This window comes from Mesorhizobium sp. M0152, assembly GCF_040322415.1.
Taxonomy (GTDB): domain Bacteria; phylum Pseudomonadota; class Alphaproteobacteria; order Rhizobiales; family Rhizobiaceae; genus Mesorhizobium.
Genome location: NZ_JAMYTH010000019.1, coordinates 101,151 through 122,838 on the forward strand (window position 1 = coordinate 101,151; position 21,688 = coordinate 122,838).

At 64.3% G+C, this 21,688-nt stretch carries 19 protein-coding genes and 1 pseudogene; 11 read left to right on the forward strand and 9 right to left on the reverse strand.

Annotation, left to right across the window (positions count from 1 at the left end; translation table 11 throughout):
* Nucleotides 1-5 precede the first annotated feature (5 nt).
* The 11 genes and pseudogenes from NKJ26_RS19850 to NKJ26_RS19900 all read left to right on the forward strand — a co-directional run bounded on the left by NKJ26_RS19850 (nucleotide 6) and on the right by NKJ26_RS19900 (nucleotide 13,303).
* Nucleotides 6-1,187: an aldose 1-epimerase family protein gene (locus tag NKJ26_RS19850; protein ID WP_352696612.1), complete on the forward strand. Its 1,182-nt coding sequence runs from the start codon at nucleotides 6-8 to the stop codon at nucleotides 1,185-1,187.
* A gap of 49 nt (nucleotides 1,188-1,236) precedes the next feature.
* Nucleotides 1,237-2,319, forward strand: a complete 1,083-nt coding sequence (locus NKJ26_RS19855) for a fatty acid desaturase family protein (protein ID WP_352696613.1) — start codon at nucleotides 1,237-1,239, stop codon at nucleotides 2,317-2,319.
* 39 nt (nucleotides 2,320-2,358) lie between these two features.
* Nucleotides 2,359-2,673, forward strand: coding sequence for a MocE family 2Fe-2S type ferredoxin (locus NKJ26_RS19860; RefSeq protein WP_027025340.1), 315 nt, complete (start codon nucleotides 2,359-2,361; stop codon nucleotides 2,671-2,673).
* A 37-nt stretch (nucleotides 2,674-2,710) separates the two neighbouring features.
* A complete protein-coding gene (locus NKJ26_RS19865; RefSeq protein WP_352696614.1) occupies nucleotides 2,711-3,511 on the forward strand; it encodes a 3-methyl-2-oxobutanoate hydroxymethyltransferase in 801 nt (266 codons plus the stop codon).
* A 272-nt stretch (nucleotides 3,512-3,783) separates the two neighbouring features.
* Nucleotides 3,784-5,228, forward strand: a pseudogene (locus tag NKJ26_RS19870) (DHA2 family efflux MFS transporter permease subunit).
* 271 nt (nucleotides 5,229-5,499) lie between these two features.
* On the forward strand, nucleotides 5,500-6,486 hold the full coding sequence (locus NKJ26_RS19875; RefSeq protein ID WP_352600682.1) for an ABC transporter permease: 987 nt from the start codon (nucleotides 5,500-5,502) through the stop codon (nucleotides 6,484-6,486).
* Nucleotides 6,487-6,606: 120 nt separating this feature from the next.
* Nucleotides 6,607-7,632 (forward strand): sugar ABC transporter substrate-binding protein, encoded by a 1,026-nt coding sequence (locus NKJ26_RS19880; protein WP_352696615.1) that lies wholly within the window; start codon nucleotides 6,607-6,609, stop codon nucleotides 7,630-7,632.
* 246 nt (nucleotides 7,633-7,878) lie between these two features.
* A complete protein-coding gene (locus NKJ26_RS19885) occupies nucleotides 7,879-10,002 on the forward strand; it encodes an ABC transporter permease (RefSeq protein ID WP_352696616.1) in 2,124 nt (707 codons plus the stop codon).
* The gene (locus NKJ26_RS19890; protein ID WP_352696617.1) at nucleotides 9,999-11,057 is read left to right on the forward strand and encodes an NHL repeat-containing protein; all 1,059 of its coding nucleotides are present in this window, start codon (nucleotides 9,999-10,001) and stop codon (nucleotides 11,055-11,057) included. Before NKJ26_RS19885 ends, NKJ26_RS19890 begins: the two co-directional genes overlap by 4 nt.
* The gene (locus tag NKJ26_RS19895; protein WP_352696618.1) at nucleotides 11,057-12,553 is read left to right on the forward strand and encodes a sugar ABC transporter ATP-binding protein; all 1,497 of its coding nucleotides are present in this window, start codon (nucleotides 11,057-11,059) and stop codon (nucleotides 12,551-12,553) included. Before NKJ26_RS19890 ends, NKJ26_RS19895 begins: the two co-directional genes overlap by 1 nt.
* 342 nt (nucleotides 12,554-12,895) lie before the next feature.
* Nucleotides 12,896-13,303: a carboxymuconolactone decarboxylase family protein gene (locus NKJ26_RS19900; RefSeq protein ID WP_352696619.1), complete on the forward strand. Its 408-nt coding sequence runs from the start codon at nucleotides 12,896-12,898 to the stop codon at nucleotides 13,301-13,303.
* A gap of 9 nt (nucleotides 13,304-13,312) precedes the next feature.
* Here the strand turns inward: NKJ26_RS19900 and NKJ26_RS19905 are convergent, their stop codons facing one another.
* The 9 genes from NKJ26_RS19905 to NKJ26_RS19945 form a co-directional block, all read right to left on the reverse strand.
* Nucleotides 13,313-14,200, reverse strand: coding sequence for an amidohydrolase family protein (locus NKJ26_RS19905; protein WP_352696631.1), 888 nt, complete (start codon nucleotides 14,198-14,200; stop codon nucleotides 13,313-13,315).
* The gene (locus NKJ26_RS19910) at nucleotides 14,200-15,378 is read right to left on the reverse strand and encodes a vWA domain-containing protein (protein ID WP_502903141.1); all 1,179 of its coding nucleotides are present in this window, start codon (nucleotides 15,376-15,378) and stop codon (nucleotides 14,200-14,202) included. The genes NKJ26_RS19905 and NKJ26_RS19910 overlap by 1 nt, the downstream gene beginning before the upstream one ends.
* An 83-nt stretch (nucleotides 15,379-15,461) precedes the next feature.
* Nucleotides 15,462-16,343 (reverse strand): AAA family ATPase, encoded by an 882-nt coding sequence (locus NKJ26_RS19915; RefSeq protein ID WP_352696620.1) that lies wholly within the window; start codon nucleotides 16,341-16,343, stop codon nucleotides 15,462-15,464.
* Nucleotides 16,344-16,351: 8 nt separating this feature from the next.
* Nucleotides 16,352-17,356, reverse strand: coding sequence for a xanthine dehydrogenase family protein molybdopterin-binding subunit (locus NKJ26_RS19920; RefSeq protein ID WP_015317098.1), 1,005 nt, complete (start codon nucleotides 17,354-17,356; stop codon nucleotides 16,352-16,354).
* A gap of 1 nt (nucleotide 17,357) precedes the next feature.
* On the reverse strand, nucleotides 17,358-18,725 hold the full coding sequence (locus NKJ26_RS19925; protein ID WP_352696621.1) for a xanthine dehydrogenase family protein molybdopterin-binding subunit: 1,368 nt from the start codon (nucleotides 18,723-18,725) through the stop codon (nucleotides 17,358-17,360).
* A gap of 12 nt (nucleotides 18,726-18,737) precedes the next feature.
* Complete coding sequence (locus NKJ26_RS19930; protein ID WP_352696633.1) at nucleotides 18,738-19,250, reverse strand: (2Fe-2S)-binding protein; 513 nt, start codon at nucleotides 19,248-19,250, stop codon at nucleotides 18,738-18,740.
* A gap of 28 nt (nucleotides 19,251-19,278) precedes the next feature.
* Entirely contained in the window at nucleotides 19,279-20,073 is a 795-nt protein-coding gene (locus NKJ26_RS19935) for an FAD binding domain-containing protein (RefSeq protein WP_352696622.1), read from the reverse strand.
* Nucleotides 20,074-20,084: 11 nt separating this feature from the next.
* Nucleotides 20,085-20,528 carry an SRPBCC family protein gene (locus tag NKJ26_RS19940; protein WP_352696623.1) on the reverse strand — a complete coding sequence of 148 codons (444 nt, stop codon included), beginning with the start codon at nucleotides 20,526-20,528 and terminating at the stop codon, nucleotides 20,085-20,087.
* Between the two features lie 153 nt (nucleotides 20,529-20,681).
* A complete protein-coding gene (locus NKJ26_RS19945) occupies nucleotides 20,682-21,509 on the reverse strand; it encodes a helix-turn-helix domain-containing protein (RefSeq protein ID WP_352696624.1) in 828 nt (275 codons plus the stop codon).
* Between the last annotated feature and the right edge of the window lie 179 nt (nucleotides 21,510-21,688).

Sequence of the window (21,688 nt, forward strand, 5' to 3'; positions counted from 1 at the left end):
GTCGCATGGTAGAGCTTTACGGCAAGACGCTGTCGCGAAGGCAAGTGGCGGAGCGTTCCGGCATGCTGTCGCAATTCGCCGGCGTGCGGCTGATGACGCTCGGCGACGGGGTAGAGCGCGGCATCCGCATGCTGGAGTTCCGCACCGGTTCGGGCCTGCGCTTCACGGCCCTCGTCGACCGTGCGCTCGACATTGCCGATTGCGATTTCAGGGGCCAGGCGATCGGTTGGCATTCGCCGAGCGGTTTTCGCCACCCGGGGCTGCATGAGTATGAGGGGGAAGGCGGGATGGGCTGGGGCCGGTCGTTCTCCGGCCTGCTGGTGACCTGCGGCCTCGACCACATATTGGGCCGGGAAGAAGTGCCGGCCGAGAGCTACAACTATCCTGGCAAGACGACCGTAGTCCATTCGCTGCATGGCCGCATCGGCACCATTCCGGCGCGGCTGACCGGCTATGGCGAGAGCTGGGACGGCGACCGCTGCGTGCTATGGGCCGAGGCCATCGTCCAGCAGGCGACGGTGTTCGGCGAGGACCTGCATCTCATCCGCAGGATCGAGGCCGATGTCGGGAGCAACGAGATCCGGCTGTCGGACCGTGTCGTCAACCACGGCTTCAACCGCACGCCGCACATGTATTTCTACCACGTCAATGTCAGCCATCCCTTGCTCGACGAGGGTTCGCGCTATCTGGCGCCGATCCGCGACGTGGTGTGGGCGGCGCATGCCGGCGAGCGCTACGAGGCGCAGAAGGTCGGCTACCGCACCGCGCCGGCGCCGCAACTTGGGTTCAGCGAGCAGGTCTGGCAGCACGAGCTCGGCGCCGACGCGGCGGGCGCGGTGCCGGTGGCCGTCGTCAACGACCGCCTCGGCCTCGGCTTCGAGGTGATTACCCGCAAGGATCAATTGCCTTGCGCCTATCAGTGGCAGAATTTCCAGGCCGGCCAATATGCAATGGGTATCGAGCCGTCGACGCATCATGTGCTCGGCAATCGCGCGGCGCGCGAGCGCGGCGAGATGATCTGGCTGGAGCATGGCGAAAGCCGCGCCTACGATGCGATGTTTCGCGTGCTGGACGGCGCCGGCGACATCGCTGCCGCGGAAAACAGGATCGCGTCGATCGCCAGGCAGCCGCAGCAGGATTATCCCAGGCCATCGGGGAATTTCCCGAGATTGGCGGGCAGGGCATGATGCGAAATGAATGCTCCGGCTGGCAGGCCGGAAACCGGAGGTCGATGTGATGGGCAAAAAGCGCGACTACAGCCTGGTCGGCGAAAGCACCCGCCTTGCGATCGAGACCGGCCTGGCCTCGGCGGAATGGTATCACACCGATGTCTCGCGCAAGGCGATAAAGGAACTGATGCAGCGTTCCGACGGGCCGGCGATCCGCGACAGCATCGTCTGGATCGCCTTGATACTGGGCTCGGCCGCCGGCATCGCCTGGTTCTGGGGCACATGGTGGGTGGTGCCGTTCCTGTTCGTCTATGGCGTTCTCTACGGCTCGTCCAGCGACTCGCGCTGGCACGAATGCGGCCACGGCACGGCTTTCCGCACCCGCTGGATGAACGACGTCGTCTATCACATCGCGTCGTTCATGCTGATGCGCAATCCCGTGCAATGGCGCTGGAGCCATGCCCGCCATCACACCGACACGATCATCGTCGGCCGCGACGCCGAGATCGCCGTCATGCGGCCGCCCGACCTCTTGAAGGCGGCACTCGCGTTCACCGGCATCCTCGATTTTCGCTATTCGCTGCCGACACTGGTGCGCCAGGCATTCGGCAGACTGTCGGACGACGAGAAGAGCTACATTCCCGAGATGGAGCAGGGGAAGGCGGTGGTCACGGCCCGCTGGCATATCGCCATCTATGTCGCGACGGTCGCGCTGGCGCTCTACACGCGGTCGTGGCTGCCGCTTGTACTGATCGGGCTGCCTCGGCTCTACGGCACCTGGCACATGGTGATGACCGGCCTGCTGCAGCATATCGGGTTGGCCGACAATGTCGTCGACCACCGGCTCAACACCCGCACCGTCTACATGAACCCGATCAGCCGGTTCATCTACTGGAACATGAACTATCATGTGGAGCACCACATGTTCCCGATGGTGCCCTATCACGCGCTGCCCAGGCTGCACGAATTGATCAAGCACGATCTGCCAGAGCCGAACCCGTCGATCTGGCACGCCTATCGCGAGGTCTGGCCGGTCCTGCTCAGGCAGCTGAAATACGAGGATTATTACCTCAAGCGCGAATTGCCGCCGACGGCCAAGCCCTATCGCGGCGAATTCCACCAGGTCGATATGTCGGCGGCGGCCGAATAGTTTGCCCCGGCCGCGGGCTACAATTGCGAGGAGACTGAAATGGCCGATTGGGTCGAAGCGTGCACCGTGGACGATGTCGAGGAAGAGGATGTCATCCGCTTCGACCATGGCGGACGAACCTTCGCCATCTATCGCAGCCCGGACGACGAGTTTTTCGCCACCGACGGCTACTGCACGCATGAAAAGGCGCATCTGGCCGACGGGCTGGTGATGGACGACATCATCGAGTGCCCCAAGCACAATGGCCGCTTCAACTACAAGACCGGCCAGGCCAAGGGCGCGCCGGTCTGCGTCAACCTCGCCACCTATCCAGTGCGGATCGAAGCTGGCAAGGTGATGATCGAGATCGGCTGAGCAGCCGCCCACCCGAGCAACGAAGGAAGAGAGTTCGATGAGCCGAAAGAGACCGACCGTCGCCGATCTGCGCGCCATGAAAGGCAAGCGTCAGCTGACCATGCTGCGCGTGCTGACTATGGACGAGGCCGAGGCGGCCGAACGGGCAGGAGTCGACATCGTGTCGGTGCCGCCCGAGCTGGTGCTCAATCCGCAATATCGCGACGCAGCGCCCAGCCTGTTCACCATGCCGGGCGAGAACTTCTTCGAGATCGGCACGGCGGACGATTTCGTGCGCTGGGCCTTCCGGCTCTACAAGGCAAGCGCCGACGCGGTCTATTGCAGCGCCGGCTATGCCACCATCAAGCGCATGGCGGACGACGCTATCCCTGTCATCGGCCATGTCGGGCTCATTCCATCCCGCGCCACCTGGACCGGCGGCTTCAAGGCAGTCGGCAAGACCGCCGATACCGCCATGCAGGTGTTCGAGGCGGTCAAGCAGCTGGAGGCCGCCGGCGCCGTCGGCGCCGAGATCGAGGTGGTGCCGGTCGAGGTGGCCAAGGCGATCTCGGAGCGCACCTCGCTGATCATGCTGTCGATGGGGGCGGGCACAGGGTGCGACGCGCAATACCTCTTCGCCGACGATATACTCGGCCAGAACCGCGGCCACATGCCCCGGCACTCCAAGGTCTATCGCAATTTCGCCGCCGAATATGATCGTTTGCAGGCCGAGCGCATCGCCGCTTTCTCAGAGTACGTCGCCGACGTCAACAGCCTGGCCTATCCCGAGGACCGGCATGTCGTGCACATGGATCCGGCGGAGCTACGCCTGTTCCTGGACAAGGTCGGCCGGGGCTAGGGCCGGCTGCCAATTTCCACCGGCGAATGCGGCGCCAGCGTCAAGCCGCCGCGCAAGTCACCGCTTGTTCGGCAGCCATCGGCTCGAGGGGTGATCAGCCGCCGCTCGCCGCCGCGCTGTCTCTCTAACGCCTCCAGGCAGATAATCGCGAAAGTTTGTTCGCCGGGCTGTGGACGCCAACGCCCGAATGCTGTTCAAACCGGTGCGCCATCGATTTGCCGGACAATTGTCCCATGCCGGCCGTACGGAAAGTTTTCACGCCAATTCCCCGCATGACAGCCATTCCCGAAAACGAAGCCTCGCCCCAATCATTGACGACGCCGGCGCGCCAGGCACGGCGCGTGGCGCTGATCGTGGCCATCGCCTTCTTCATGCAGTTGCTGGATTCGACGATCATCTCGACCTCGCTGCCGCAGATGGGCGCTTCGTTCGGCGTGCCGGCGGTGGCGATGAGCATCGGCATCACCGTCTACATGCTGACCATGGCGGTGTTCGTGCCGCTGTCCGGTTGGCTCGCCGACCGTTTCGGCGCGCGCAACATCTTCCTGGTGGCGATCGCGCTGTTCACGCTGGCCTCGCTCGCCTGCGGCTTTCGCAGAATCTCACTCAATTCGTCGCGGCGCGCGCCGTGCAGGGCCTGGGCAGCGCGCTGATGACGCCGGTCGGGCGCATTCTCGTCTTGCGCAACGCGCCGAAATCCGAGCTTCTCAACGCCACCGCGCTGATCACCTGGCCGGCGCTGTTCGCGCCGGTCGTCGGGCCGGTGCTTGGCGGCTTCATCACCACCGCTCTGTCCTGGCACTGGAATTTCTTCATCAACATCCCGCTTGGACTGGTCGGGCTGGCGCTCGTCGCCCGCTTCATTCCGGGCGACCGCGAGGCCGAGCCGAAGCCGCTCGACTGGCCAGGGTTCTTCCTGACGTCGCTGGGGCTGACCTGCCTGCTCTACGGCCTCGAACGCATCGCGCATCCCGACGACGGCGCCTTGCCGACGGTGGCCCTGGTCGCGGCGGGCATCGTCATCGGCTGGCTGGCGGTACGGCATCTCGGGCGCGCGCCGCATCCGCTGCTCGACCTCTCGTCATTCAAGGTGCAGACCTTCGCCATCTCGACGCTCGCGGCCGGCACCATTTTCCGGGTGGCCATCAACGCCACGCCGTTCCTGTTGCCGCTGCTGTTCCAGGTCGGCTTCGGGCTCAGCCCGATCGATGCGGGTATGATGATCCTTGCCTATTTCCTCGGCAATCTCGGCATGAAGACCGTGACCACGCCGACGCTGCGGCGCTTCGGTTTTCGCTCGGTCATGGTCGTCAACGGCCTGGTCGCCTCGGCATCGATCGCTGCCTGCGCGGCCATCTCGCCGCAGACGCCGCAAGCGCTGGTGATCGGGCTGATGCTGATCGCCGGCCTGTCGCGCTCGATGCAGTTCACCGCGCTCAACACGCTGGCTTTCGCCGATATCGGCGCGGCTCAGCGCAGCTCGGCGGCGACGCTGTCCAGCATGCTCCAGCAGGTGGCGATGCTGTTCGGGGTCGCGGTGGCTGCGGCGATCCTCAATTTGTCGCAGATCGCCAGGGGCGGGACGGCGCTCGGTCTCGTCGATTTTCGAGTAGCCTTCCTGGCGATCGGTGCCATCGGCCTGGTGGCGGCATTGCGCTTTCTCGTGCTGCCGCCCGGAGCCGGCGCCGAGGTTTCAGGCCACGCGCCTGGGAATTGAAATCGGATTTCTCGATCTGAAGCGGAGATAAATTCCGCCTTGTTCCTTAGCATCGGGGCGGCGCTTTCGCGCGACGCTTCAATGGCGCAATCAAATGCCAAAAGCGCAGGAGTTTCCGGGCGTTGCGCCAGTCTGGGCATTCGATGCGTCCACTCGATAAATATCGCCATGAACCCGGCCACCTGAAAGCGGATTCATTTGACGAGCCGGCATCGAGCCGATTAGCTTTCGTTTTCGGGATGGCAGCGCTGCCATCGGGGCGAAAGCAGACATGAACGCGATTGGCTGGCCGAATTTCAGGAGCCTGAATCAGGAAGGCATTGTCTTTGCCATAGCGGTCGTGCTGTTCATTGCCGCGGCAATAGGCCTGCCGGGCTTCATCGATCCCAACAATCTCGTCGCAATCGTGCGCTCGGTGTCGGTGCTGGGCATACTGGCGCTCGGCATGGCGGTCGTCATCATCGGCCGCGGCATCGACCTGTCGGCGGTGGCGATCATGGCGATGTCGGTTGCCTGGTATCTGCAACTGCTCAACACCGGAACCTCGGACGGGCTGGCCTTCGTCTATGTGCTGGCCGGCGTGCTCGCCATTGGCCTGCTCAACGGCTTTCTCGTAGCCTATGCCGACGTGCCGGCGATCTTCGTGACGCTGGCGACGGGCTCCTTCGTCTTCGGCTATGTGCGCTCGCAACTGATCACGCAGGATGCCGTGCCGGTGCCGCAGGGCCATTGGGTGGAACTGCTCGGCGGCCTGCGTTTTCTCGACATCCCCATCGAGGTGTTCGTCTTCGCGGGCCTCGCCTTCCTGTTTTTCCTGTTCCTGCGCTACACGAAATGGGGCCGCTACATCTATTTCGCCGGCGACAATCCGGTTGCCGCCCGTAACATCGGCATCCCGGTGCGGCCGATGCTGGTGCTGCGTTATGTGCTCTCGGCTTTCGTGGCGCTGATTGCCGGCCTGCTGACGGCGGCCAGCCTGCATTCGATCAACACCCGGGTCGTCAATTCGACGCTGCTCTACGACATCGTGCTGGTCGCGGTGATCGGCGGCATCGGCCTGTCCGGCGGGCGAGGCGGGGTGCGCAACGTGCTGGTGGGTGCGGCGCTGATCGGCATTCTCCTGAACGCCATGACCATCATCGACATTCCGCTGCTCTACCAGAACCTGATCAAGGCGGCGATCCTGCTGGGGGCGATCATCGTTGACGGCATCATCAATCCACGCGACGAGCAGACCGCCCAGCAGGGCGATATCTAGAGCATGATCCCGAAAAGTGGAAACCGGTTTTCGGAAAAGATCATGCTCAAACAGGAAGACTTAACCAAGCGGACGGTTGGGGCCGGCCGCGGATAACAACGACCAACCAGAGGACGTGACATGAAACTGATCAGAACATTGATGGCCGCCGCGACGGCGCTTGCCGTCACGGCCTTCGTGGCGCCGAGCTTCGCCGCCGACGATCCAGGCCCGGCCGCCTATGCGCAGGCGCTCAAGGGGAAGCGCGTGATGCTGGTGCCGCTGGCGATGGGCTTCGACCTGGCACAGGGCTGGGCGCACTTTCTGAAGACGGAAGTCGAAGCCTGGGGCGGCGTGTTCGAGACGCGCGACCCGAACTGGGTCGTCGACGCCGGCGCGCAGGCGATCACCGACGCGATCTCCTCGGACACAAGGCCCGATGTGCTGATCATCCATGCGCCTGATCTCAACTCCTATTCCAAGCTGATGAAGAAGGCGCAGGCCGCCGGCACCTATGTGCTGCTGGTCGACAATCCCGCCAATTTCCCCGCCGACGCCTTTGTCGGCAGCGACTGGGATCGGCTTGGCCAATTAGAGGCCGAAGCTGCGATCAAGGGCTGCGGTGAAAACTCGTCGAAGAAGATCGGCCTGGTGCAGGGCGACCAGGCGAACTCTTCCAGCCTTTACCAGTATGCCGGCATCATGAAGGTGCTGGACAAGCATCCCGACTTCAAGGTGGTGGCCAAGCCGGACTCCAACTGGGACGCGACGACTTCGCGCAATGTGACGACGACGATGCTGCAGCAGAATCCGGACATCTGCTCGATCATCGATTTCTGGGATGGCGACGCCACCGGCGCTTCGGCCGCGATCCGCGATGCCAAGCTCGACGGCAAGGTTTTTCTCGTCACCACCGGCGGCGGCGAGAAGGCGGCCGACTGCGACAAGCTGGCCGACGGCACCTATGGCGCCGTTGTCATGACCGACCTTGCCCGCCAGTCGGGTGACATGAACGCCATCATCAAGTTCCTGCTGCAGAGCGGCCAGCCGGCCGGCACGTCGCACACCTACATCTACACGCTGGAGAAGGCGACGACCAAGGCCGACCTCAAGCCCGACAGCTGCTGGGACCTGAAGGCGCTGCAGGCCGAAGCTGCGGCGAAGTAAGCTGCGCGCTTGCGCCCGATAGTGGCGGCCGGGTTGGCAATCTTCCAACCTCGGCGCTGCCCCTCACCCTTACCCTCTCCCCGTATAGTGACGGGGAGAGGGGCGTCGGCGCTGGAGCTTCACCCTTCTCCCCGTCACTATACGGGGAGAAGGTGCCGGCAGGCGGATGAGGGGCGGCGCCGAGGTTGGGAATTGCCCTGAAACGATAGCTCTGCCCTTTTTTCTCTCTTCTCGGAACAGCAGCCGATGTCCTTTCGCGAACGCCTCCAGTCCTGGCGCTACAATCTCGTGCCCGACCATCTCGTCGGCGAGATCCTGACCAAGCGCTGGACCGACAATGCCATTCCGTTCCTGGCGCTGGTGGCGACGTTGACGACCTTCGGCTCGATCATTCCTGGCTTCTTCAAGCTGACGTCGCTGCAGGAATCGACCCGGCAGCTTGGCGAGTTCTCGATGGTGGTCACCGGCATGACGGTGGTGATGCTGGGCGGCGGCATCGACCTGTCTGTCGGCTCGATCTTCGCGCTGTCCTGTTTTTCCGCCGTCTACGTCTTCTTCATCCTCGAACAGTCGATATGGCTGGCGCTGGCCGCTTCGCTTGCCACCGGCCTCGTCTTCGGCGCCGTCAACGGCTATCTCGTCGGGTATCTCAGGCTGCGCGCCTTTCTCACCACGTTGGTCACCTTCATCTTCGGGCGGGCGCTGTTCGACATCCTGGTCACCACTTATGCGGCCGATGTGCAGCTTTCGACAGCCACATCGGATGTGCTCGACTTCATCGGCGACAGCACTTTCTGGGGGCTCTCCGTCTCCGTCTGGCTGGCGATCATCCTCGCCGTCGTCACCCATGTCGCGCTGACGCGTTCGCGGCCGGGCTGGCATGTGCTGGCGGTCGGCGGCTCCCGGCGCTCGGCCCACAATGCCGGCATCCGCGTGCGCCGAACCGTGTTCATGACCTATGTCTTCTCCGGCTTCTGCGCCTCGATCGGCGGCTTCCTGATCGCCTGCCGGCTGAGCGGCGCAGGGCCGGGTACAGGCCTCAACCTCGAGATCATGGCGCTGACGGCGGCGGTGGTCGGCGGCGTCAGCCTCGGCGGCGGGCGCGGTTCGGTGATCAAGGGACTGATGGGCGCCATCATCGTCCTGACCATGACCAACGGGCTGATCCGGCTGGGCTACGGCACCGGCACCAACCAGATGGTGCTCGGCATCATGCTGGCGGTCGCGGTGACCATCGACATCCGCTGGCTGAAGAACCGCCACAAGGTGCTGAACGAGGTCTATGTCGCGCCGGTCTATCTCAAGATGGGCGCAACGCAGTCGGCCGTGCCGGGTTCCGGCACACCCTACGAACTCGACAACCGCTTGTCGGCCGCCGATCATATCGGGCTCGGTGAGTTGGAAGGACCGGAGGATGTCATCCTCGACCGCGACGACAATCTCTATTGCGGCACGCGTCACGGCGAGATCGTCCGCTTCTTCGCGCCCGACTACGCCAGGTCGGAAGTGTTTGCCCATATTGGCGGCTTTCCGCTCGGCCTTGCCTTCGACAAATCGGGCAATCTGATCAGTTGCGTCGGCGCCATGGGGCTCTATTCCGTGTCGCCGGATCGCGAGGTGAAACGCCTGTCCGCCGAGACGTCGCGCTCCTGGACCTCGATCGTCGACGATGCGCGGCTGCGCGATCCCAATGACTGCGACATCGCCCCCGACGGCCGCATCTATTTCACCGACTCGACCAAGCGCTATGACGCCCACGATTGGGCGCTGGACTCGATCGAGAACCGCGCCACCGGCCGGCTGCTGGTCTACGATCCGAAGGACGGCTCGACCAGGACGCTGCTCGACGGCTACCGCTACACCAATGGTGTCTGCATGGCGCATGACGGCAAGTCGCTGTTCTTCGCCGAAAGCTGGGCCTGCCGCGTGCATCGCTACTGGCTGGAAGGGCCGAAGGCGGGCATCGCCGAATGCGTCATCCGCGACATGCCGGGCTATCCCGACAACATCAACCGGGCGTCCGACGGCAATTACTGGATGGCGTGGCTCGGCATGCGCACGCCGAGCTTCGACCTGTCGCTGCGCCACCCCGACATGCGCAAGCGCATGACGCGCCGCCTGCCGCAGGACGAATGGCTGTTCCCCAACATCAACACCGGCGGCGTGGTGAAATTCACGGAGAAGGGCGGCATCGTCGAAGCGATGGGCGACCTCACCGGCGGCGCGCATCCGATGGTCACCTCGATGCGCGAGCACAAGGGCTTTCTGTTCGTCGGCGGCATTCTCAATAACCGCGTCGGCCGCTACAGGATTTCGGGCGCCGACCCCAACTGGACCAGCCCGGCTTCCTATTGGGGAGCGAAGCCATGATCCTCGATCCGATCCTGGACATGTTTCGCGGCAAGGCCGTCACCATCCCGCCATTGGACGGCGCCTTCCGGCCCAACACGCTGCTGGACGACGCGCTTGCGTTTGCCGGTTTGACCGAACCGGACAATCTGGTCGTCTCGGGTGACAGGCTGCTCGCCTCCAGCGGCAACGCCATCTATTCGCTTGGCGCCGGAACCGAGCCTGAGATTGTGGACACTTTTCCGTCTCCCGTCACGGCGTTGGCCAGCTCGCCGTCGGGCGAACTGACGGTTGGGCTGGAAAGCGGCAAGCTGCTGATCGGCGGCAGCGAAGTCCTGTTGCCGGCCGGTATCGGCTGCATCACCGCACTTGCCTATGCCAGTGACGGCACGCTGTGGCTGGCCAATGGTTCGGCCGAGCATGCGCCGTCGCAATGGGCCGCCGATTTGATGAAGAAGGGCGCGTCCGGATCGCTTTGGAAGCGGGACGCGGCAGGCGGCGATTTCCGCAAGGTGGCCGGCGATATCGCCTTCCCCTACGGGCTCCATCCCGTCGGCGGGGATGTGCTGGTGAGCGAGAGCTGGCGCCATCAGCTGGTGCGGTTCGACGGCGCGACCGGCAATCGCTCGACAGTGCTGACGCATCTGCCCGGCTATCCGGCGCGGCTGTCGCCTTCCGGCGACGACGGCGGCGCATGGCTGACCTTGTTCGCGCCGCGCAACCGGCTGATCGAGTTCGTGCTGCAGGAGACGCATTACCGGCTAGATATGATCGACCAGGTCCCGCCCGCCTACTGGATCGCGCCGACCTTGGCCTCCAGCCGCAGCTTCCTCGAGCCGCTGCAATGCGGCGGCATCCGCACCATGGGCATTCACAAGCCATGGTCGCCGAGCCGCTCCTACGGATTGGTGGTCAGGCTCGACCAGAACATGCAGCCGCAATTCAGCCTGCACAGCCGCGCCAACGGCACGCGTCACGGCATCTGCAGCGTGGCCGAGAAGGACGGCCAGCTGTTCATCGCGTCGAGGGGCGGCGACTGCGTGCTGGCTGTCGATCTCGTGTCGGGAGGTTTCTGATGGAACCGATCGTTCGTCTGGAAAACGTCACCAAGACCTACCGCGGCGTACCTGCCGTCAAGAACGTCAGCTTCGAATTGCGCAAGGGCGAAATCCACGCGCTGCTCGGCGAGAATGGCGCCGGCAAATCGACGCTGACCAAGGTCATCGCCGGTGTCGTCGACGCCACATCCGGCAAGATGTTCCATAAAGGGCAAGAAATCGCCTACGCCTCGCCGCATGCGGCGCTCGACGCGGGCATTGCCATGGTGTTCCAGGAGACCAGCCTGGTGCCGTCGATGACGGTGGCGCAGAACCTCTATCTCGGCACCGAAAAGTTCCTCAACCGGCTGCGCGGCACCTACATTTCGGCACAGCAGTTTCTGCAATCGCTGAACTTTCCCGTCGATCCCAACGCCATGGTGGCTACTCTGGGCGCGGCCAAGCGGCAGATGGTCGAGATCGCGCGCGCCGTCCACCATAATGCCGAGATCATCATCTTCGACGAGCCGACGGCGACGCTGACGCCGGAGGAGAAGCGGCATTTCTTCGCGCTGGTCCGGAGGCTGAAGGCGAGCGGCGTGTCGATCGTCTTCATCAGCCACGCACTGGAAGAGGCGCTGATGATTGCCGACCGCATCACCATTTTGCGTGACGGCGAACTGGTCATCACCGACGACACGTCGGCCTTCGATCGCGACAGGATCGTCGCCGCCATGGTTGGGCGCACGCTGTCGGGGCAGATCTACCGCCAGCGCGACGAGGCCAAGCTGCGCAAAGCCGGCAAGAAGGTGCTGTCGGTGCAGGACATTTCCATGAGCAATGTCGTGCGCAACACTTCGTTCTCGATCTTCGAAGGCCAGATCACCGGCGTGTTCGGGCTGATCGGCTCCGGCCGCACCGAGACCTTCAAGATCGTGTCCGGCATCTACAAACGCGATTTCCTGCGCGGCGGGGCGATCGAGCTGGACGACCGGCCGGTTCGCTATCTCGTACCCAGCGAAGCGGTGGCCGACGGCATCGTCTACGTCACCGAGGATCGCAAGAGCGAGGGCATTTTCGAGACCATGGGCGTTGCCGAGAACCTGTTCGGCGGTCTCTTGGCCGCGGGCCGGGAAAGCGCCTGGGTAATCAACCAGCAGGAGATGCGCGCGCTGTCGGCCGAATGGACCAAGACGCTGAACATCAAGGCGATCAACGGCAATGCGCGCGTGGTGGAGTTGTCCGGCGGCAATCAGCAGAAGGTGGTGATCGGCAAGGGGCTGGTGCAGAGGCCGCGCATCGTCATCTTCGACGAACCGACGCGCGGCGTCGATGTCGGCGCGATCGCCGAGATCCACCAGATCATCAACCGCCTGGCCGACGAGGGCCTCGCCGTCGTCGTCATCTCGTCCTACCTGCCAGAGATCATGAACCTTTCCGACCGCATTCTCGTCTGTCGCCAGGGCCGCATCGTCGAGGAGTTTTCACCGGCGGAGGCGACGGAGGAGAAGATCATGTACGCGGCGGTGCATTAGGGGTGCTGGGCGATGCTTGGCGGTGCCATACGTTGGTAAGTGCCGAAAACCTCAGTCCATTCGTCATCCTGGGGCGGAGCAAGGAGCGAAGCGACGCGGCGCAGACCCCAGGATCCATGCCGCGACATCAAAGCGTTGCTGCGGTACGCAATTCTGCTCCGTTGCACCTTTCGGCCGAGGTCACAAGGATCCCAGGGGCTCCGCGACGGAGCTTCGCTCCTGCTTCGCCCAGGGATGACGAAGCTAGAGGCGCCGACCTGTAAAAACTGAATCAGGCGAACGGATTAACCGCGATTGCTCAACACCTGATTCAATTCACACGACCAACGAAAGGACCAGATCATGGCCACCACAAAACTTCTGAGTGATGCCGAGGTCGAAAAAAATCCGGCCGTGAAGGCGGTGTTCGACGACATCCGCACGACGCGCAAATCCGATTTCGTCAACAATTTCTGGCGTGGGCTGGCCAATGATCCCGCGGCGCTGAAGCGGGTGTGGGAACAGCTGAAGACGGTGATGGTTGCCGACAGTGCCATCGATCCACTGACCAAGGAGATGATCTATATCGCGGTGTCGACCGCCAATGGCTGCTCCTACTGCGTCCATTCGCACACGGCGGCAGCGCGGGCCAAGGGCATGACCGACGCCCAGCACGGCGAACTGGTGTCGATCATCGGGCTGGCGGGGCAGACGAACCATCTGGTGACGGCGATGCAGATTCCGGTCGACCCGCAGTTCGAGGTGAAGTAAGGCGCGCAATTACACCGGCCGATAAACTTTCTCCGCCGTGTTCCAGAAGATATCGGCCTCCGGCGCCGCGCCATGCCTGGCCACCGCATCCCGGTGCGCCTTGATCAGGTCGGCGTGGCTGGTCCACAGTTTCTCGATCGGGAAGTTGGAGCCGAACATCAGGTGATCGGCTCCAAGAATGTCGATCGCGTTATCGACGATATAGCCGATCAGCGCCGGGTCGTTGCGGTGCACGAAAGTGCCGAGGCCGGACAGTTTCGCGTAGAGGTTCGGCGCGGCCGAGAGCGTGCGCAGGCCTGCCTTCCAGGCTTCGGCGGTTTCTGGTTCCATGCCGGTCAGCATGCCGGCGTGAGTCAGGATGAAATTCGTCTCCGGGTTCTCGCCGACCAGCGTCAGCCCGTCCTTCATCTGGGCGGGGAAGAGCTGCAGGTCGAAGGACAGGCCGTAGTCCTTCAGCCTGGTAACATTGGCGCGGACCTTCGGGTCGACCACCTGGTCGGCCGAGGCGGCGAAGCGGAAGGCCGGCGTCTCGTGCCAATGCAACTGCATGCGAACGCCGCGCAGCAGCGGGTACTTTTTCAGCCGGTCGATCTGGGGCCTGATATCGTCCAGTGTCATATCGGTATAGCCGACGATGGCGTGTGGCCAGCCGGTCTCGTCGGCGGTCTTCTGCAGGAAGGCGACTTCCTTCTCGAAATCCTCCCTGGCCCAGTTGGTCTGGACATAGACGGCCTTCTCCACGCCTGAGCCCTCTTGGTCGGCGAGGAACTCTTCGATCGGGTAGTCGCGGCGGATCGGCTCGTAGGGCCCGAAAATGCGCGGCACCATCGGTCCGACCAGCCAGGGCTGGTCCATTTGGCGCCAGATGTGGAAATGCGCGTCGATTGCCTTCTGCATCACCAAACCCTCTTCCAGATTGTCGCCGCCGCCGGGGCCGGGCGGGCGAGCGACAGGATGAAATCGGCGAGGCCGGCAAGCGACGAGCCGTCGACCAGATCGTCGAGGTCAGGCAGGATGGCGCGAAGTGCCGCCGTCGCCGGACGGAAGCGCGGGTCGCCGGCCAGCGGCGTCGCCAGCGACAGCCGGAACGCGCGGGCGCTCAGCCGGCGCATCGCGGTTTGCAACTCGGCATGATCGCCGCGCTCCAGTGCGTCCGAGAGGATGACGACAGCGGCACCGCGCGCGAAGGCTGAAAAGCGCGGCACCGAGAGAAAAGCGAGCAGCGTTGGCCCCATGCGCGTGCCGCCGTCCCAGTCGTCGACCTGCGCGGCCGCCCGGGCCAACGCCTGTTCGCGGTCGCGGACGCGCAGTGCCGTGGTGATGCGGGTCAGCCGCGTGCCGAAGGTGAAGATCTCGGCGCGGTCCGCGCCCTGCACGGCGGCGTGCGCCAGCTTCAGATAATCGGCCGTGTGCAGCTTCATCGAGCCGGAGACGTCGATCAGCAGCAGCAGCTTGCGCGGCACGGTCTGGCGGCGGCGCAGCAGCGGCGAGGGGACGTCGCCATCGGCGGCGACGATTTCCCTGAGCGACCGGCGCAGGTCGAGCTTGCCGCGCGAATGGGTGCGCACGGTGCGGAAGGAGCGGCGGGCGGGCAGGGCGCCCGGGAGCTTGCGGCGAAAGGCGGCCAGCCCGTCGTCGCCGCGATGGAAATCACGGGTGCTCAATTGCTCCCGGGCCGAGGATAGCTCGCCGCCTTCCTGGCTGTGCTCCGCTTCGATCCGCTCGTCATCGGCGCCGCCATCATCCTTGATGCGGGTCTCTTCGTCGGTCTCGTCCTCGACTACGGCTGAAGTGTTGCCATAGAAATGGCTCTGGAAATGCGCTTCGAATTCGTCGCGGCGGTCGGGGGGTGGTGCGAGCGTGGCAAGGGCGGCCTCGCGGATGTCGGCCATCGAGCGTGGCCCGAGCAATGTCACTGCCTGCATGAAGCCGGAGACTTGTTCTGGGGCGACGGCGAAGCCATAGCGGCGCAGCAGTTGACCAAAACCGAGCAGAGGCGCGGCGGCACGGGGCAGGTTCTCCTCTCCCCGTTTACGGGGAGAGGATGCCGGCAGGCAGGTGAGGGGCGGCGCCAACGTTCGAGGGTCGCGCTGCCCCTCATCCGCCCCTTCGGGGCACCTTCTCCCCGTGAACGGGGAGAAGGGGTCGCTGAGGTCTCTCACGCCAGCGCCTCCTTGACGATGCGGCCAAGCTCCGGCGCGATATAGGACAGGTCTTCTTCGTCCTTGATCAGCACGCCGATGGCACGGCGGAAGGCTTCCGGCCACGGGCTGCCGCCTTTTTCCAAGATGGTCGCCGCATTGGCCCATTCGACGGCCTCGGCAATGCCCGGCGGCTTGGCCAGCGGGCGCGCGCGAATGGTTTGCACGGCTGACGCCACGGCGCGCGCGGTGGCCTCGGCGACATCGCCGGCGCGCAGCATGATGATGGCGGCCTCGCGCTCGGCGTCGGGATAGCCGATCCAGTGATAGACGCAGCGGCGGCGGAGCGCCTCGGCGAGTTCGCGGGTGCGGTTCGAGGTCAGGATGACGATCGGTTGCGCGGCGGCGCGGATGGTGCCGCGCTCGGGAATGCTGATCTGGAAGTCGGAGAGGAATTCCAGGAGCAGGGCTTCGAACTCATGGTCGGAACGGTCGATCTCGTCTACCAGCAACACGCGTTGTTCAGGCGCTCTCAGCACCTGCAACAGCGGCCGCGCGATGAGGAAACGGTCGTCATAGATGTCGATCTCCTGCTCGCCGGCGTGCCGGATGGCGAGCAACTGGCGCTGGTAGTTCCACTCGTAAAGCGCGTGCGCGGCGTCGATGCCTTCATAGCATTGCAGCCGCACCAGATCGCGGCCGAGCAGTTCGGCGATCGCCTTGGCCGCTTCCGTCTTGCCGACGCCCGGCGCGCCTTCGAGCAGCAGCGGCTTGCCGAGCCGGATGGCCAGGAAGATGGCGGTCGAAAGGCTGTCGTCGGCCAGATAGCGTGACGCAGCGAGGCGCTCCGCCACCGCCTCCGGCGACGTCGCGACAGTCTCGGCATTCACCTCCGGCATCTCGGTCCTCAGTTCGCCGCTTGCGCCTTGAGCGCGCGCAAGATGCGCTCCGGCGTGATCGGCAGTGTGTCGATGCGCACACCGACCGCGTCGAAGACGGCATTGGCGACCGCCGGGATCTGCGGATTGGCGCACATTTCGCCCGGTCCCTTGGCGCCATAGGGTCCGTCGGCGGAAGGCCGCTCCAGCACGATGATCTCGGTTTCGGCGAGATCGCCGGGACCCGGCATCAAATATTGGTTGAAGTCGGTCCCCCCATGGTCGCGGTTGGGATAATAGGGCTCGGTCGTCTCGTAGAGCGCATGGCTGATGCCCATCCAGGAGCCGCCGACCAGCTGCTGCTCGACCATTTTCGGGTTCAGCGCGCGGCCGATCTCGAAGACGTTCTTCACCGTCAGCACCGTCACCTCGCCGGTCTCGTCGTCGACCTCGACCTCGGCCACCGTGCAGGCATGCGCGTAGCAGGTCGATGGTTTCATCGCGCCGGTCTCTTTCTCCGGATAGGAACGCGGGATGAGGAACATGCCGCGCCCCGAAATCGAGCGGCCGCGCTTGAAATGCGCCGACAGCGCGACATCGAAGATCGAGATCGATCTTTGCGGTGCGCCCTTGACCAGGATGTTGCCCTGGCCGTCGGTCTCGAGGTCGGATGCATTCACTTCCAGCTCCTCGGCCGCCACTTCCAGCATTACCTGGCGGGCTTCCCTGGCGGCCTGGATGACGGCGTTGCCGGCGCGGTGGGTGCCGCGCGAGGCGAAGGTGCCCATGCAGTGCGGGCCGGTGTCGGTATCGGCGGTGTCGACGACGACGCGATCGGTCGGCACGCCGATCGTCTCGGCGCAGATCTGCGCCATGATCTGCTTCATGCCCTGGCCAAGATCGACCGACGACAGCGTTACCATGAAATTGCCGGTCGGCGTGGAATGCACCAGCGCCTGGGTCGGGTCGCCACCGAGGTTCATGCCCGTGGGATAATTGATCGCGGCGACGCCGCGTCCGCGCCTGATCGCCATCTCAAGCTCCCTTCGCGTAGGAGGACATCGCCAGGTATTTCTCCGCCACCGGCCAGTTGGCGGCGCGCGAGGCCTCCTGCATGCACTCGATCAGCGCCGCACCCTCGGTCGGCTGGCGATGCGCCTTCATGTCGCCGTCGCGATAGGCGTTGATGAAGCGGAATTCGAGCGGATCCATGCCGATCAGCCGCGCCAGCTTGTCCATCTGCACCTCCAGCGCGAAGTCGCCGATGGTGACGCCGAAGCCACGCATCGCCGAGGAGGGGGTGCGGTTGGTGTAGACGCAGTAGGTGTCGATCCAGACGTTCGGAATGGTGTAGGGGCCGGGATAGTGCCCCGCGCCCTTCTGGGCGCCATAGGGCGAGTGGCGCGAATAGGCGCCGGCGTCGGTGTAGCCGGTGACTTTTCGCGCGACGATGCGGCCGTCCTTCATGACGCCATCCTTGATGACGACCTTTTCGGCCGCGCGGGGTGACGAGATCTGCATCTCCTCTTCGCGGCTGTAGATAAAACAGACTGGTCGTCCTGTTAGTTTCGCGCCAAGGATGGCGATCGGCTCGACGATGACATCGACCTTGCCACCGAAACCGCCGCCGACCGTGCCGCCGACGAAATGCAGCTTGCTGCCCGGCATCTGCAGGATGATCGAGGTGTTGTCGAGGGTGAAGAACATCGCCTGCGTGTTGGTGTAGCAGGTGAAGCGGTCATTGCCCTCGGGCATCACCACGCAGCCGGTGGTCTCGGTCGGTGCGTGCTCGATCGGCGAGGACTGATAGCTCTGTTCGAGGATGTGATCGGCGCTGGCGAAGCCCGCCTCGACATCGCCGAAGCGCACCTTGCGGCATTCGCCGCTGTCATAGAGATAATAGTTCTGGCCGTGATACTCGTTGACCAGCGGCGCCCCGGGCTTCAGCGCTTCCTCCATGTCGAAGACGGCCGGCAGCACTTCGTAGTCGACCTTGACCTTGGCGGCGGCCTCCTGCGCGGCGCGCTCGGTCTCGGCCAGCACCGCCACCACGGCCTCGCCCCTCCAGCGCACCTTGCCGTCGGCCAGCACCGTCTCGTCCTCTGGGCCGATCTGGATCAGGATCAGGATGGTGTAGACATTGTGCGGCACGTCCTTCGCCGTCAGCACCTTGACCACGCCGGGATGTTTTTCGGCTTCCGACGTGTCGATGGAACGGATGCGGGCATGGTGGTGCGGGCTGCGCACCATCTTCAGATGCAGCATGCCGGGGAAATTGCGGTCGGCGAAATAGGCGGTCTTGCCGGTGACGTGGCCGGGCGAATCCGAGCGCGGCCTTGGCTGGCCGATTTCGTGCAGATCGTCCTTGCGCACATCGGCGAAATAGGTCTTGCGCAGTTCCATTCTTTTGCTCCCTCAGGCCGCGTTCTGCGAGTTGGCGCGAGCGGCGGTCAGCACCGCCTGGATGATCGGCTCGTAGCCGGTGCAGCGGCAGATATTGCCGGACAGCGCCTCGACCACCTCGTCGCGGCTGGGGTTGGGCGTATGGTCGAGCAGCACCTTGGCGGCCATGATCATTCCCGGCGTGCAGAAGCCGCATTGCGTGGCGAAGGCATCGAGGAAGGCGCGCTGCAGCGGATGCAGGATGCCGCCTTCGGCGAGGCCCGATGTCGTGGTGATGGAGGCGCCATTGCAGGTCTCTGCCAGCGTCAGGCAGGACAGCCGCAGTTCGCCGTCAATGATGACTGAACAGGCGCCGCAGGTGCCTTGATGGCAGCCGCCCTTTGGCGAGGTGTCGCCGATCTTGTCGCGCAAGGCGTTGAGCAGCGTCGTGCCGCTGTCGATGAACTCGGCCTTTTCCATGCCATTGAGCGTGAATTGAACCGGGACCTTTGCCATGTTTTCCTCCTTGCGCGCTGCCCGACGGATCGGACAGACGCGCGCCCCCCAACGGAAATTAACTGAGCAGCAGCCGGCCGAGATGGACCGGCAGAACTTCAGCGCGATACCAGGCGCTGGCGATTGGATCGGTGATGGGCGAGGTGCCTTCGCCCGCTACAGCGAGCGCCGCCGCGATGCTGTCTCTGTCGATCGTCCTGCCGAGCAGCGCGTTTTCCGCAGCATTGGCGCGCATCGGGCGGTCAGCCATGCAGCCCAGCGCGATCCGCGCGGAGGACACGGTGCCGTCGGCAGCCTGTTCCAGCACCGCGGCGATGCTGAGCACCGAGACGCCCTTGGGTTTGACCCGCGACACTTTCAGGAAGCGGAAGCCGCCGGCCTTGGGAAGCGTGAAGCCGACCGAAGTAATGAGGGCATGGTTGTCGTCCCGCCCGGCAAGAAAGCTTTCGATGGGCAATTCGCCGTCACTGGTGTCGACCGTGGCATCGAGCGCCAGCAAGGCCACGGCGAAGTCGCCATAGGGCGCCGGCACAAACAGATTGCCGCCGACGGTCGCCATGTTGCGGATCGCCGGGCCGCCGACGGCGCGCGCTGCCTTGGCAAGAGCGCCGAGGTCTGGATGGCCGGCGATCGCAGCCATGGTCACCGAAGCGCCGATGCGGACCTTGCCGCTGGCTAGGGCGATGGACGACAGGGCGGGATCGGTCGAGCGGACAAGGCCGGAGACCGATACGTCGCCTTCATTGGCCGCGCGCACGACGAGGGTGCCGCCACCGAGATAGCGGGTCCCCCGGACTTTCAGCGCCGCGGTGGCGTCCTTGACCGTTGCGAAAGTCTGCAATGCCAGCGCCATGGCCTGCTCCTTCAGCTCTGGCCAGCGAAATGGTTTTTCAGGGCGTTGAAGCCGCCCTGGAAGACATTGGCGCCCATGCCCTCGGCCAGCTTGTCGGCCTCCTCGGGCGCGGCGTCGAAGCTCGCGCTCCATTCGGCATAGGTGCGGTTTCCATCGGTCACCCGCCGCAGCCGCAGCGTCGCCTTATGGTTGGTGATCGGCTGGGGCGTCTCGAGGATGGAATAGCTGACGAGGAAATCGTCATCGGAGAAGTCGAGAAGCTTTTCACGCAGGCGCGCACCGCTGGCGAGCTGAAAATTGCGTACGCAGCCGATCGTGGTGGCGTCCTTGCCGTCCTCGATATGGCTTTCGACCATGCGCGGATGCCAGCTTGGCAGGCCGTTGAAGTCGCGGATGCGCTCCCAGACTTTTTCGACGGGCGCGTCGATGACGCTGGATATGATGACATCAGCCATAGGCTCGTTCCCTTGCAAACTTTGTTGCGTGGGACGCTAGGCCGGTTGTGCCTCTGCCGCTTATCAATGCGTCTTGGAGGTGTATCAATCAGTCTGAAAATAAGGGCAGTCTGAAAATAACGGGCAATCTGAAAATAGCGGGTTCTTGGCCCGTCAGGACACCGCCCGTGCCGCCTCGCGGTAAAGCGTCGGCGGCACGCCGACATGGTCGCGGAAGAAGCGTGAGAAATTGCCTTGCGTGGTGAAGCCGAGATTGCACGCGACCGAAATCAAAGGCTCCTGCGACCACTGCAATTGCCGCACCGCTTCCTCCATGCGCAGCGTGTTCCAGTAGACGTTGGGCGTCAGATTGGTCTGTTCCTTGAACAGCGCGAAGAAATGCGGCCGCGACAGGCCAACGCTGCGCGCCACGTCGTCGAACGAGATGCGCTCGCAGACATTGGCCTTCATCAGCTGGATTGCCTTGCGGACACGGAAATCCTGCACGGTGTTTACGCGGGTGCGCGCCTCGTGCGGCGCCGAGGCATCGGCGGCATCGAGCACGGAGTCTATGAAGCGCTCGATCTCGTAGTTGGCGATGTCGTCGACGCTTTCATTGTCGGTCAAGTGGTCGAGCAGGCTGGCCGCGGCCTGGTGCAGCCACGGTTCGAGCGTAATCGCTGCCTGTGCGAACAGCGGCGCGGTGGACGGCAGGTCGCGGCGGCGGCGCGCCCAGTCGGGATCGATGTAGAAGGCCAAGAACAGGCCCGGCGTGCCGTTCTGCGACAGGACGTGGCTGTGCGGCTGGAATGAGTTGATGCCGGCGGCGGTGCTGGGGCCAAGCCGCACCGTCTCGCGGCCGATGGTCATCTCGCCGGCGGTGCCTTCCAGCCAGATGATGAGATGTGCCTCGACATGGGCATGGGTGACGAAGTCGCTCGCGACATTCAGGATAGAAACATGTCCGAACCGGCCCCAGTAGAGCCTGATCGCTTCCGTCATGGGTATATCCTCCCGCAGGCGACTGGCCTCCCTTCGCCTGCACCGGGATTGTGCGGCCGAGTTCGCGCTTGCGTCAAGGCGGGAGTGTGGGGGAGCAGGGCAACGAGTTCAGGTTAACGACGGGGTGTAATTTTGTGGCCGGGCGTAGGTTAGCGTGATTCAAGAGGCTTCCGCAGATT

Excerpts from the sequence above, each read along its gene's own strand:
- NKJ26_RS19850 (WP_352696612.1), top strand. The coding sequence starts at position 6 with ATGGTAGAGCTTTACGGCAAGACGCTGTCGCGAAGGCAAGTGGCGGAG.
- NKJ26_RS19855 (WP_352696613.1), top strand. The coding sequence starts at position 1,237 with ATGGGCAAAAAGCGCGACTACAGCCTGGTCGGCGAAAGCACCCGCCTT.
- NKJ26_RS19860 (WP_027025340.1), top strand. The coding sequence starts at position 2,359 with ATGGCCGATTGGGTCGAAGCGTGCACCGTGGACGATGTCGAGGAAGAG.
- NKJ26_RS19865 (WP_352696614.1), top strand. The coding sequence starts at position 2,711 with ATGAGCCGAAAGAGACCGACCGTCGCCGATCTGCGCGCCATGAAAGGC.
- NKJ26_RS19875 (WP_352600682.1), top strand. The coding sequence starts at position 5,500 with ATGAACGCGATTGGCTGGCCGAATTTCAGGAGCCTGAATCAGGAAGGC.
- NKJ26_RS19880 (WP_352696615.1), top strand. The coding sequence starts at position 6,607 with ATGAAACTGATCAGAACATTGATGGCCGCCGCGACGGCGCTTGCCGTC.
- NKJ26_RS19885 (WP_352696616.1), top strand. The coding sequence starts at position 7,879 with ATGTCCTTTCGCGAACGCCTCCAGTCCTGGCGCTACAATCTCGTGCCC.
- NKJ26_RS19890 (WP_352696617.1), top strand. The coding sequence starts at position 9,999 with ATGATCCTCGATCCGATCCTGGACATGTTTCGCGGCAAGGCCGTCACC.
- NKJ26_RS19895 (WP_352696618.1), top strand. The coding sequence starts at position 11,057 with ATGGAACCGATCGTTCGTCTGGAAAACGTCACCAAGACCTACCGCGGC.
- NKJ26_RS19900 (WP_352696619.1), top strand. The coding sequence starts at position 12,896 with ATGGCCACCACAAAACTTCTGAGTGATGCCGAGGTCGAAAAAAATCCG.
- NKJ26_RS19905 (WP_352696631.1), bottom strand. The coding sequence starts at position 14,200 with ATGCAGAAGGCAATCGACGCGCATTTCCACATCTGGCGCCAAATGGAC.
- NKJ26_RS19915 (WP_352696620.1), bottom strand. The coding sequence starts at position 16,343 with ATGCCGGAGGTGAATGCCGAGACTGTCGCGACGTCGCCGGAGGCGGTG.
- NKJ26_RS19920 (WP_015317098.1), bottom strand. The coding sequence starts at position 17,356 with ATGGCGATCAGGCGCGGACGCGGCGTCGCCGCGATCAATTATCCCACG.
- NKJ26_RS19925 (WP_352696621.1), bottom strand. The coding sequence starts at position 18,725 with ATGGAACTGCGCAAGACCTATTTCGCCGATGTGCGCAAGGACGATCTG.
- NKJ26_RS19935 (WP_352696622.1), bottom strand. The coding sequence starts at position 20,073 with ATGGCGCTGGCATTGCAGACTTTCGCAACGGTCAAGGACGCCACCGCG.
- NKJ26_RS19940 (WP_352696623.1), bottom strand. The coding sequence starts at position 20,528 with ATGGCTGATGTCATCATATCCAGCGTCATCGACGCGCCCGTCGAAAAA.
- NKJ26_RS19945 (WP_352696624.1), bottom strand. The coding sequence starts at position 21,509 with ATGACGGAAGCGATCAGGCTCTACTGGGGCCGGTTCGGACATGTTTCT.